This is a genomic window from bacterium (assembly GCA_021372775.1).
GTDB lineage: Bacteria > Acidobacteriota > Polarisedimenticolia > J045 > J045 > JAJFTU01.
The window spans coordinates 1-11,745 of record JAJFTU010000486.1 but is presented as its reverse complement, the minus strand read 5'-3'; the positions used below and the strand labels follow the sequence as shown (position 1 = coordinate 11,745).

The 11,745-nt window shown below is 72.9% G+C and carries 8 protein-coding genes; 6 read left to right on the top strand and 2 right to left on the bottom strand.

All coding sequences use genetic code 11. From position 1 onward, the window contains the following. Positions 1-690: 690 nt before the first annotated feature. Both LLG88_16675 and LLG88_16670 read right to left on the bottom strand, forming a co-directional pair. Entirely contained in the window at positions 691-2,262 is a 1,572-nt protein-coding gene (locus tag LLG88_16675) for a M28 family peptidase (GenBank protein ID MCE5248543.1), read from the bottom strand. An 88-nt stretch (positions 2,263-2,350) separates the two neighbouring features. Next, complete coding sequence (locus LLG88_16670) at positions 2,351-3,367, bottom strand: bifunctional UDP-4-keto-pentose/UDP-xylose synthase (GenBank protein MCE5248542.1); 1,017 nt, start codon at positions 3,365-3,367, stop codon at positions 2,351-2,353. 172 nt (positions 3,368-3,539) lie between these two features. Between LLG88_16670 and LLG88_16665 the strand changes: the two genes are divergently transcribed. The 6 genes from LLG88_16665 (at position 3,540) to LLG88_16640 (ending at position 11,461) form a co-directional block, all read left to right on the top strand. Further along, a complete protein-coding gene (locus tag LLG88_16665; protein MCE5248541.1) occupies positions 3,540-4,724 on the top strand; it encodes an aminotransferase class I/II-fold pyridoxal phosphate-dependent enzyme in 1,185 nt (394 codons plus the stop codon). Further along, positions 4,724-5,704 carry a glycosyltransferase gene (locus LLG88_16660; GenBank protein MCE5248540.1) on the top strand — a complete coding sequence of 327 codons (981 nt, stop codon included), beginning with the start codon at positions 4,724-4,726 and terminating at the stop codon, positions 5,702-5,704. Before LLG88_16665 ends, LLG88_16660 begins: the two co-directional genes overlap by 1 nt. Next, complete coding sequence (locus LLG88_16655) at positions 5,694-6,638, top strand: formyltransferase (protein ID MCE5248539.1); 945 nt, start codon at positions 5,694-5,696, stop codon at positions 6,636-6,638. Before LLG88_16660 ends, LLG88_16655 begins: the two co-directional genes overlap by 11 nt. Next, positions 6,635-7,552 (top strand): polysaccharide deacetylase family protein, encoded by a 918-nt coding sequence (locus LLG88_16650; protein ID MCE5248538.1) that lies wholly within the window; start codon positions 6,635-6,637, stop codon positions 7,550-7,552. Before LLG88_16655 ends, LLG88_16650 begins: the two co-directional genes overlap by 4 nt. A gap of 19 nt (positions 7,553-7,571) precedes the next feature. Next, complete coding sequence (locus tag LLG88_16645) at positions 7,572-9,251, top strand: glycosyltransferase family 39 protein (GenBank protein MCE5248537.1); 1,680 nt, start codon at positions 7,572-7,574, stop codon at positions 9,249-9,251. 149 nt (positions 9,252-9,400) lie between these two features. After that, positions 9,401-11,461: a C39 family peptidase gene (locus tag LLG88_16640; protein MCE5248536.1), complete on the top strand. Its 2,061-nt coding sequence runs from the start codon at positions 9,401-9,403 to the stop codon at positions 11,459-11,461. Positions 11,462-11,745 lie beyond the last annotated feature (284 nt).

Below are 11,745 nucleotides of genomic sequence, written 5' to 3'. Positions count from 1 at the left end.
CCCCGCACGCCCGACGCGCTGTCGTGTTTGGTCGGGCGGAATGCTGATTGTCCGCGTTGGGGGTGGTCCCTCTTTGATGGTCCGTGCGTCTTGTCTCGCCTCGCGTCGCGGCGTTGGCTCGCGGCTGTTGTGTCGTTTCGCGCGTTGGGTGGATAGGGCGCGTGTCCGTCGAGGGGCGCGCGTCGCGCGACGGGGGGCGGCGGCTCCGCGACGGGGCAATGCTCCGCCGCCGCCCCCCGCCGCGCGGCCCGCGACCGTCAAGACGCACGCGCCCTAGCGCCTCAACGCGCGAAACGACGCGGCCGCCGCGAGCCAACGCCGCGACGCGAGGCGAGACGAAACGCACGGACCATCGAAGAAGGACCACCACCCCGCGGACAATCAGCGATCCGCCCAACCAAACACGACAGCGCGTCGGGCGTGCGGGGGCGGCGGCGAGCCGTTGCCCCGTGGCGGAGCCGCCGCCCCCGCCGCACGACGCGCGTCCCGCGATGCGCGCGGGCAGTACGCGGCGAAACGCGCGGGCACTACTCAACGACACGCGCGGGCTTTACGCCGCGAAACCCGCGGGCCGTACGCGGCGAAATACAAAGGCAGTGTGGTGCGAGGTCCACGTCGGGCGGCAGGCGCGGTGGGGCGCCGTGGTTCCGACGGTCATCGGAGCGCGCCAGCCGCCCCTGCGAGCGTCGATCAGCGGCGGCGCCGCACGTCGCCGCACGCGTCGATCGACGCAATCAGTTCCCGCGCCAAATCCCCGAGCTGCTGCAGCCCCGCGAACGACCACGACGCATCGAAGCGATCCGCCGGACGGTGGTACCGCTCCGCGCGGTAGCCCTCGCGCAACGCGCGCCCCGCGGCGAGCCCGCCCTCCTCCAGGTCGTCGCCCAGATCGAGCCACACCGCCGGAATCCCCTCGCGCAGGAAGCTGTACTGATCGGAGCGGAACAGGAACCCCTGCTCCGGCGCCGCGTCCGGCGAAACCCGCAGCCCGTTCCGCTCCGCGAGCGCCGCCACGAGCCCCGCGAGCTCCGAGCCGTCCGCGCCGAGCGCGGTGATGTTGCGCGCCCGGCCCCACGGCGCCGACATCTCGAGATTCACGTCGGCGACGATCCGCTCCGCCGGCAGCGGCGGACGGCGCGCGAAGACGGCGGAACCGATCAGCCCGACCTCCTCCGCCGTCGGCGCGAAGAAGATCAAGTCCGAGTCGAGCGTCGCCGGCCGCTCCGCCGCGTCGCGCGCGAGGGCGAGCAGCAACGCCAGCGCCGTGCCGTTGTCGATCGCGCCGTGGTAGACCGCGGGGCCGCCGTCGTCGCCGGGCCGCACGCCGAGATGGTCGTAGTGCGCGGAGACGACGATCGCGCGGCGGCGCGCCGGATCGCCGTGCAGCCGGCCCGGCACGACCCCCGCGACGTTCGCCGTGCGCACTTCCTCGTACGTGCCGCGCGCGGCGAAGCGCGCCCGCAGGCCGAGCAGGCGCGGCCGGAACTCCGGCCCGTCCGCCAGCCGCCGCAGCGCCGCCGGGTCGAACCCGCCGGCCTCGAAGAGGCGCCGCCCCGCCTCCTCGGTCACCCACCCCTCGAGCTCCGGCAGGTCGGTCCGCTCCGGATCGAAGTACGAGCCGCCGGACCACGAGTTCCGCACGACGTTCCAGTCGTACCCCGCGCCGGCCGTCGTGTGGACGATCAGCGCGCCGCGCGCGCCGTGCCGCGCCGCCTCCTCGAACTTGTAGGTCCAGCGGCCGTAGATCGTCAGCGTGCGCCCGTCGGGGCTCGCGTCCTTCGGCTGCCCCGCGAGGAGGACGACGATCTTCCCGCGCACGTCGGCGCCGCGGTAGTCGTCGCGGCGCAGCTCCGGCGCGACGATCCCGTAGCCGGCGAAGACGAGGTCGGCCTCCCCCTCGTGCGCCGCCGCGGGGAACGGGAACGCGGCGACGAAGTCCCGCGCGTAGGCCAGCTCCACCGTCCCGCCGGCGGCGCGCAGCTCGAGCCGCGCGTCCTTGTCGGGCACGGCGCGGCGCAGCGCGAGCGGCTGCCGGAACGAGTCGCCGAACGCGGGACTCAGCCCCGCCGCGCGCAGTTGGGACTCGATGTAGGCCGCGGCGAGCTCGCCGCCGCGCACGCCGAGGCCGCGCCCCTCGAGCAGGTCGTCGGCGAGGAAGCGGACGTGCGCCTCGAGTTCGGGCCGCGGCAGCGGCGGACGGCCGGCGGCGAAGGCGGCGAGCGGAACGGCGAGCAGCAGCGCGGGGAGCGGCAGGCGAAGCATCGCGGCGGGCCTCCTCGTTCGAACGGGGCCGGAAAACGGAGCGGGCCGCCCGAAGGCGGCCCGGCGCGTCGCGGCCCGCGGGCGGCGGCTAGAGATTCTCTTCGATGAACGCGTCGAGCGTCTTGGCGATCGCCTCGCGCAGGCCGTAGCGCGGCGACCAGCCGAGGAGCTTCTTGGCGCGCTCGATCGACGGCGTGCGGGTCTGGATGTCCTGGTACCCCGCGCCGTAGAACGAGCCCGAGTCGACGTCCACGATCGGCGGCAGGTCCATCCCCTTGGTCTTGGGGTGGGCGGCGAACAGCTCGCGCAGCAGCGCGGCGAGGTCGCGCACCGAGCAGTCGTTCCCCGGATTGCCGAGGTTGAAGATCTGCCCGTCGGCCACGCCGTCCTTGTTGGCGAGGATCCGCACCAGCCCGTCGATCCCGTCGTCGACGTAGGTGAAGCAGCGGCGCTGGCGCCCGCCGTCCACGAGCTGGATCGGCTGGCCGAGCAGGAGCTGCGCGGCGAACTGCGTCACGACGCGCGAGCTGCCTTCCTTCGCCGTCTCCAGCGAGTCGAGGCGCGGCCCGACCCAGTTGAACGGCCGGAACAGCGAGAAGCGCAGCCCCTCGTGGTGGCCGTAGGCCCAGATCACGCGGTCCATCAGCTGCTTGGAGCAGGAGTAGATCCAGCGCTCCTTGCTGATCGGCCCGAGCACCAGCGGCGAGCTCTCCTCGTCGAACTGCGGCTCGGGGCACATCCCGTAGACCTCGGAGGTCGAGGGGAAGACGACCCGCTTCCCGTAGCGGTGGGCCTGGCGGATGATCCGCAGGTTCTCCTCGAAGTCGAGCTGGAAGACCGAGAGCGGCCGCTCGACGTAGGTCTTGGGGGTCGCGATCGCGACGAGCGGCAGCACCACGTCGGACTTCTTGATGTGGTACTCGATCCACTCCTTGTTGATCGAGATGTCCCCTTCGACGAACTCGAAGCGGGGGTGGTCCACCGAGGCGCCGAGCCGCTCGGCCGAGAGGTCCATCCCGTAGACCGTCCAGTCGGTGTCGGCGAGGATCTTCGCCGTCAGGTGGTGCCCGATGAACCCGTTGACGCCCAGGATGAGGACCTTCATTTCCGCTCGCTCCTTCGCTCGGCTCTCCGCCGGAACCTGCGCATCGTAAACGCTTTCCCCCGTCCCGCCCACCGCTGCGCGCGAGGCGCGCAACCGCGATATCCTAGTGTCTCCGCGCCCCCCTCCGGCGGGCGCGCTTTCGCGCCGTTTTCGCCGCGCTGAAGGATGCACGATGGCCGAGGCTCCGGTCCGCGATACGTTCCTCCCCTTCTCCCGCCCCTCGATCAGCGAAGACGAAATCGCCGCCGTCGGCGACGTCCTCCGCTCCGGATGGATCACGACCGGCCCCAAGACCAAGGAGTTCGAGGCGCGCTTCGCCGAGTACTGCGGCGTCAAGAACGCCCTGGCGGTGACCTCGGGGACCGCGGCCCAGCACCTGCTGATGCTCGCCCTCGGCATCGGCCCGGGGGATGAGGTCGTCACGACCCCGATGACCTGGGCCACGACCGCGAACATGGTCGCGGCGGTCGGCGCGACGCCGGTCTTCGCCGACGTGGACGAGCGCACCTTCCTGCTCGACCCGGCGGAAGTGGCGAAGAAGATCACGCCGCGGACGAAGGCGATCATCCCGGTCCACTTCGGCGGGCTGCCGGCGGACCTCGACGCGCTGCGCGCGCTGGCCGAGCCGCGCGGGATCCTCGTGCTCGAGGACGCCGCGCACGCCGTCGGCACGCAGTACAAGGGGCGGATGATCGGGTCGCACGGCAACCCGGCGATGTTCTCGCTCCACCCGATCAAGAACGTCACCACCGGCGAAGGGGGCGTCGTCACGACCGACGACGACGAGCTGGCGCGGAAGATCCGCCTCTACCGCTTCCACGGCGTGAACCGCGACTCCTGGTCGCGCGGCCGCGGCGGCGCCGCGGGGTACGACATCGAGATGCCGGGGTTCAAGTACAACCTCACCGACATCCAGTCGGCGATCGGCCTCGGCCAGCTCTCGCGCCTCGAGGGGTTCATCGTGCGCCGCGCCGAGCTGGCCGCGCGCTACCTGAAGCAGTTCGACGGCATGGAAGAGATCCGGCCGTGCGCCGCCGACGCGGGGTACCCGCTGCGCCACGCCTGGAACATGTTCACGATCCTCGTCGATCCCGACCGCCTGACGATCGACCGCTTCGAGTTCATGGACGCGCTCAAGGCGGAGAACGTCGGCACGGGGCTCCACTTCATCGCCGTCCACCTGCACCCGTTCTACGCCGAGACCTACGGCTGCCGCCGCGGCGACTTCCCGCGCGCCGAGAAGGTCTCCGACCGGATCCTCACCCTCCCGCTCTTCCCCGCGATGACCGACAAGGACGTCGACGACGTCGTCGCCGCGGTGAAGAAGGTCGTCCGCGCCCACCGGAGGACCGCCTGATGCAGTCGCCCGCCGAACAGAACCGCCGCCGCACCGACCAGCCGCTCGACCGTCCCGAAGTCTCGGTCGTCGTGCCGGTCTACAACGAGTCGCCGAACATCCCCGCGCTGCACGAGCGGCTGATCGCGGCGCTCGACGCGCTCGGGCGGCCGTTCGAGCTGGTGTTCGTGGACGACGGCAGCCGCGACGACTCGCTGGCCCAACTGCGGGCGCTGGCCGCGGCCGACGCGCGGATCGTCGTCGTCGAGCTGAACCGCAACTTCGGCCAGCACGCGGCGATCCTCGCGGGCTTCGACCAGTCGCGCGGCGACATCATCGTCACGCTCGACGCCGACCTGCAGAACCCGCCGGAGGAGATCGCCAAGCTGGTCGCCGCGGTGGACGAAGGGCACGACGCCGTCGGCGGCGTGCGGGTGAACCGGCACGACTCGATCGCCCGCAAGCTCCCCTCGCGCGTGATCAACAAGATCATCCGCCGCTCGACCGGCGCCGACATCCACGACTACGGCTGCATGCTCCGCGCCTACAGCCGGGACGTCGTGGACAACATCCTGCGCTACGGCGAGACGGCGACCTTCATCCCCGCGCTGGCCAACCTCTTCGCCCACTCCGCGGCGGAGGTCGGCGTCGGCCACGCCGAGCGCGCCGCCGGCCGCTCGAAGTACAACCTCCGGCGCCTCTTCCGCCTGGCGTTCGACCTGATGACCGGCTTCTCGCTCTTCCCGATCCAGATGGTCACGCTGATGGGCGGGCTGATGGCCGCGCTCGGAGTCGGCTTCGGCGTCTTCCTCCTCATCCGGCGGCTGTTGGTCGGCTCCGAAGTCGGCGGCGTGTTCACCCTCTTCGCCATCCTGTTCATCTTCGTCGGCCTGCAGGTGCTGGCCCTCGGGATGATCGGCGAGTACATCGGGCGGATCTACTACGAGGTGCGGCGGCGGCCGCGCTTCCTCGTGCGCAAGGTGCATCGTCGTGACAGCTGAGCGACGCCACCTGCGCTGCGTCGTTTTCGCCGGCGGGGACGTCGGCTACTGGTGCCTCAAGGAGATCTTCGCCCAGCGGGACGAAGTGCTCGCCGTCTTCGTCCGCGAGGGCGCGCCGGGCGAGAACGTCTGGTTCCCCGCCGTCGCCGGGCTCGCCCGCGCGCACGGCGTCCCGACGTTCGCGCCGCAGGACCCGAACGCGCCGGAGTGGGCGGCGAAGGTCCGCGCGCTGGCGCCGGAGATGATCTTCTCGTTCGACTACGGGACGCCGCTCGGGCCGGAAATCCGCGCCGCGGCGCCGCGCGGCGCGCTCGACGTGCACTGCAGCCTGCTGCCGGAACTGCGCGGCGCGGACCCGGTCGCCTGGGCGCTCGTCCTGGGGCTCGCGCGAACCGGCGCGACGCTGCAGTACGCGGCGGACGAGCTCGACGCCGGCGACGTCGCGGACCGGCAGGCGGTCGCGATCGACTTCGAGGAGACGGCCTTCACCCTCGGCCGGAAGATCGCCGCGGCGGCGCGCGAGATCGTGGAGCGCACGCTGCCGAAACTGCGCGACGGCTCGGCGCCGCGCGCGCCGCAGGAGCTCGGCGGGGAAAGCCCGCGCCGCCGGCGCGAACCCGCGGACGGGCTGATCGAATGGACGCGGCCGGCGCCCGCGGTCTACAACCTCGTCCGGGCGACGACGCCGCCCTTCCCCGGCGCGTTCACCATCGCCGACGGGCGCAAGCTGTTCGTCCGGGCGGCCCATCCGGTCGCGGGAGAGAGCGGGGGCGCCGCGCCCGGCACGGTCGTCGCGCGCGACGAACAGGGGCTGGCCGCGACGGTCGCGACGGGCGAAGGTCTGCTGCGGCTGGAGACGATCCAGTTCGCGGGGGAGGCGGAACGGCGCGGCGGCGCGCTCGCCGTCGGCGCGGTTCTCGGAGAGGGCGCATGAGCTTCGAAGTGGCACTCAAGGTGGACGTCGACACCCACGTCGGCGCGCGCGACGGGATCCCCCGTCTGCGGCGCCTCTTCGACGAGGTCGGCGTGCGCGCCGCGTTCTTCGTGACGATGGGGCCGGACAACTCGGGCCGCGCCGCGCTGCGCGTCTTCACCCGCAAGGGCTTCCTGAAGAAGATGCTCCGCACCAACGCCGCGACGACCTACGGCCTCTACACGGTCCTCTCCGGCACGCTGCTGCCGGCGCGGATGGTCGGCTCGCGTTTCCCGGAGCTCGTCCGCGGGCTCGACCGCGACGGGCACGACGTCGGCCCGCACGGCTGGGACCACGTCCGCTGGCACGACAAGCTGCGCGGGATGGACGAGGCGGAGGCGCGCGCCGAGTTCCGCCGCGGGTTCGACGCCTGCGCCGAGGCGCTCGGCCGCGCCCCCGACTGCTCCGCGGCGCCCGGATGGCAATGCACCGCGGCCAGCCTCGCCGCGATGGACGAGGCCGGGATCCGCTGGCACAGCGACGTGCGCGAAGGAACGCCGTTCGTCCCGGTCGTCGCGGGGCGGGAGTTCCGCGGCCTCGAGATCCCGGGAACGATGCCGACGCTCGACGAGGTCCTCGGCACGCCGGAGATGGAGGCGGCCGGCGGCCCGGTCGAGTTCTTCCACCGCCGCACCGCGCGCGAGGGGCTGAACGTCTTCACGCTGCACACCGAGACCGAAGGGGCGGCGCACCTCGAGTTCCTGCGCGCGCTCCTGCTGCGCTGGAAGGCCGACGGCGCGACGTTCCCGCGCCTTTCCGAAGTCGCCGCGCGCCTCGAAGCGGAGCGCGCCGCGCTGCCGCGCGCCGAGGTCGTCTGGGGCGAGCTCCCGGGACGCGCCGGCTTCGTCGCCCGCCGGCGCCCGCTCGGCGCCTGATCGAAGAGGCCTCCGTTCGATGAACCTCAAGTCCGTACGGCGCGAAACGTGGATCGTCGCCGCGATCCTCGCCGCGATCGTCCTGCTCTACTTCTTCCGCCTCGGCTCGCTCGGCTTCTTCGACCCCGACGAGGGGCGCTACGCGGCGATTCCGCAGGCGATGCTCCAGCGGGGCGATTTCGTCGTCCCCTACCTCGAGGGGTTCCCGTACCTCGAGAAGCCGCCGCTCCTCTACTGGACGACGGCCGCCTCGCTCGCCGTGTTCGGCCACAACGAGTGGGCCGGCCGGCTGCCGGTCGCCCTCTTCGGGCTCCTCGGGATCGGCGCGATCTTCCTCTTCGCGCGCAAGCGGCTCGGTCCCGTCGTCGCGACCGCGGGGGCGGCGCTGCTCGCGCTCAACATGCAGTGGTTCATCCAGGCGCGGTTCCTCACGACCGACATGGTCCTCGCCGGCGTCATGACCGTCGGCATATGCGCCTTCTTCGAGGGCGCCGAGACCGGCAAGCGGCGGTGGTTCGCGCTGCTCTACGTCTGCTGCGCGCTGGGCACTCTGGCCAAGGGGTTCGTCGGCTTCGTCCTGCCCGGGCTGGTCGTGCTGCTCTACGTCGCGCTGACGCGCCGCTGGCGGATCCTCGCCCGGATGGGGCTCTGGTGGGGCGCGCTGCTCGGCGCGGCGATCGCGCTGCCGTGGTTCCTGCTGGTGCAGCGCGAGTTCCCCGACTTCCTGCGCTGGTTCGTGATCGACCAGCACGTCTCGCGCTACGCGGGCAACGACGCCGAGCACGCCAAGCCGTTCTGGACCTTCGTGCCGGTGCTCTGGATCGGCTTCTTCCCCTGGATCATGCACCTCCCGTTCCTGCGCAAGCGCGACGTCGCGGCCGCGGCGCCCGCGGGGGCGGAGGACGCGACGCGCCGGCTGCACGTCTACCTCTGGTGCTGGTTCGGCGCGATCTTCGGCTTCTTCACCGTCTCCAGCGGCAAGCTGATCTCGTACATCCTGCCGGCGCTCCCGCCGCTGGCGCTGCTCGCCGCGCTGCTCGTCGCGCGGGCGTTCGCCCCGCGGCCGGACGGCGACGCGTCGGCGCGGCTGCGCCGCGGCTCGCTGCTCGTCGCGCCGATCTGGCTCGCGCTCGCCGTCGCGGCGATCGTCGGCCTGCCGTGGCTCGTCGTGCGCGACAACCGGATGAACCTCGCCGACGTCGCGGCCTGGCCGTGGATCTTCGGCGCCGTCTTCGGTCTCGGCGGCCTCGCGACGCTCGTCCTCGCCCTCGCGCGGCGGGTGCGGGGCGCGCTCGCGGCGCAGGCGGTCGCGGGGGCGGCGCTCTTCGCGACGATGATGTTCGCCGCCTCGGCGGTCGAGCCGCTGATGAACCCGCGCCCGCTCGGCGTCGCGCTGGCGAAGATCGTCAAGCCGGGCGACGTCGTGGCGCTCTACCAGATTCCGCAGCCGAGCTTCGAGTTCTACCTCGGGCGACCGCCGAAGCTGATCGCGTTCGCCGGCGAGTACCGCTACGGCATCGGCCTGAAGCCGAACCCCGACCTCTACGCCCCCGACGAGAAGGAACTGGACCGTCTGCTGGCCTCGGAGCGCACGGTCTACGTGGTGGTGGACAAGGACGAGTTCAAGCCCGACCGGCACGGCACGCCGCTGCGGCTCGTCGTCCAAAACACGAAGCGCGCGGTCTATTCCAATCGCTGATCCGCGCGGATCGGCGGCGGCGCGGCCCGCGGTCCGTCGCCGCCGCTAGGCGACGCGGGTTCGCTGAACCGGGTCAACGAGGCGAAGGGCGCCGCGGTACGCGTCGGACATCACGTAGGATGAGGCCGTCCGCACCCGGAGGCCTCCAGATGACATTCCGCGCCGCCGCCGTTTTCGCCGCCCTGATCTGCTCCGCCGTCGCCGCGCTCGCCGCCCCCGCCGAGGGGACGGCCGACGCCGCCCGCGTCGCCGCCCAAACGCTGATCGAGCGGGTCGCCGTTCTCCCCGCAAGCTCCCCCGCCGCCGTCCCCGAATGGAGCGCCGCGCGCGCCGGCGCGCCGCTGCTCGTTCACGGACCAAACGCCGCGCCGGCCTACTTCATCGTGCCGGTCGCCGACGCGGACGGGCGCGTCGAAGGCATCGTCACCGTCGGCGCGGCCGACGGCCTGTGGCGCTCCTACGCGCGCCGCGCGCCGGGCGCGCCGCTGCTGCCGGTGGACGAACTCGCGGCCCGACGCGCGCTCGCCGCGCGCCGCGGATCCGCGTGGGACGGCGCCGAGGCGCGCCTGACGAGCGGCCCGGACCAGCGGCTCTACTGGACGATGAAGAACGCGGCGACCGGCGAGACCGCGTGGATCGCCGCCGACGACGCCTCGAGCGTCCTCGCCGCGGCCCCGCGCGCGGTGGACGTCGCGGTCCCCGCGAACCCGCCCGACGCGGCGACAATCGCCGCCGCGCGCGCCAAGCGCCGCGCAACGACGATCGTCGAGCAGCGCGCCCTGCCGACCAGATGGAACATCGCCGACGTCCCCTACCACGTCCAGCAGACGTCCTACCACTGCGGGCCGGCCTCGCTGGAAATGGTGATGGACTACTGGGGCCCGGACGTCGCGCAGGCCGAAGTCGCCAAGGTGGCGAACTCGAAGCAGTGGGGCTCGGGCGCCTACGCGTGGTGGGGCACGTACGCCGACGACAACCTGCGCGCCGCGAACTTCAGCTCGATCAGCGCCGCCGTGCAGGACGCGACGCTGGTCGGCTATCCGGAGCGCGCGCTCGGCTACGCCGCCGCGCAGGACTGGTGGTCGTATCCCGCGGACACCCCGGAGTACGCCACCCGCTACGACGACCTCAAGCGGCTGGTCTCGTCCAACCTGCCGGTCTACATCCTCACCTGGTACGACGGCACGCAGCAGTCGGGGCACTTCCGCGTCGTCAAGGGGTACGACGACGACGCGCAGACCTTCATCGTCCACGACCCGTGGTACACCGCGCCGTATCAGGGACCGGACGTCGCCTTCGCGCAGACCTTCCTCGTGGACAACCTCTGGACGAAGTACTCCCGCTGGGGCATGGTCGTCGCGCCGTGGCAGGTGACGATCGACGCGCCGGCCACGACCGACGGCTGCAAGACGTTCACGGTGACGGCGACGGCGCGGTACATCGGCCCCGCGCCGTTGTCGGCGAACGCCGTCCCGACGCAGACCCAAGCGACGCTCGCGCTCCCCGCCGGCCTCTCGCTGGCCGCGGGGGAGACGGCGACGAAGACGCTGACAGGCCTCGGCGACGCGGACACGTCGGCGCAGGCGTCGTGGTCCGTGCAGGCCGCCTGCGCCGCGACCGGCGGCGCCGTCGCCGTCGAAGCGAAGGGACTGATCGCGGCCGGCACGACGTCGTACCCCAGCTACCAGGACTGGGTCGGCGGCGCCGCGACGCGCGGCGTCGTCGTCCGCCCCGACCGCGACGGCGACGGCTACGTGGACGCCGAGGACTGCGCCCCCGACAACGCCGCCGTGCATCCCGGCGCCGCCGAAGTCTGCGACTACGCGGACAACGACTGCGACGGCACGATCGACGACGGATTCGCCACGCCGGGCGCCGTCGGCGCCCTGCAGATCGCCGCGGCGAAGAACCAGATCGCGTGGGCGCCCGAAGCGCTCGCCCAGCACTACGAGGTCGTGCGGGGGAACCTCGGCGCGCTGCTCGCCGGGAGCGGCGCGTACGGGGCGGCCGGAACCTGCCTCGCCGCCGACGTGGCCGCCGCGCAGGCGACCGACGCGACGAACCCGGCGCCGGGCCTGGCTTCCTTCTACATCGTCCGCGGCGTGCGCGACTGCCGCCGCGGCACCTTCGACGACGGCGGCGGCCTCTCCGCCCCGCGCGACGCGACGCTCTTCACCACCCCCGCCGCCTGCCCCGCCCCGCAGCCCTGATCCGAACGATCCACCGGCTTTGCGGCCGCAAAGGAACCGGACACCCCGGTCTCCTTTGCGGCCGCAACCCCACCGTCTCTCCACGCCGTCCGAACCGATCCCCGCAAACGCGCGCCCCGCACGAACCACGACCATCCCCGCGTCGCCCAACAACGCCGCATCACGACGCGCCCCATCCCGCACGAACCGCGCCCCTCGCGAATCCCCCGCGCCGCCGATCCCAAGAGCGCGAAGCCGACAACGACAGCGCGCGGCGCGGCGGGGGGCGGCGGCGCAGCGTTGCC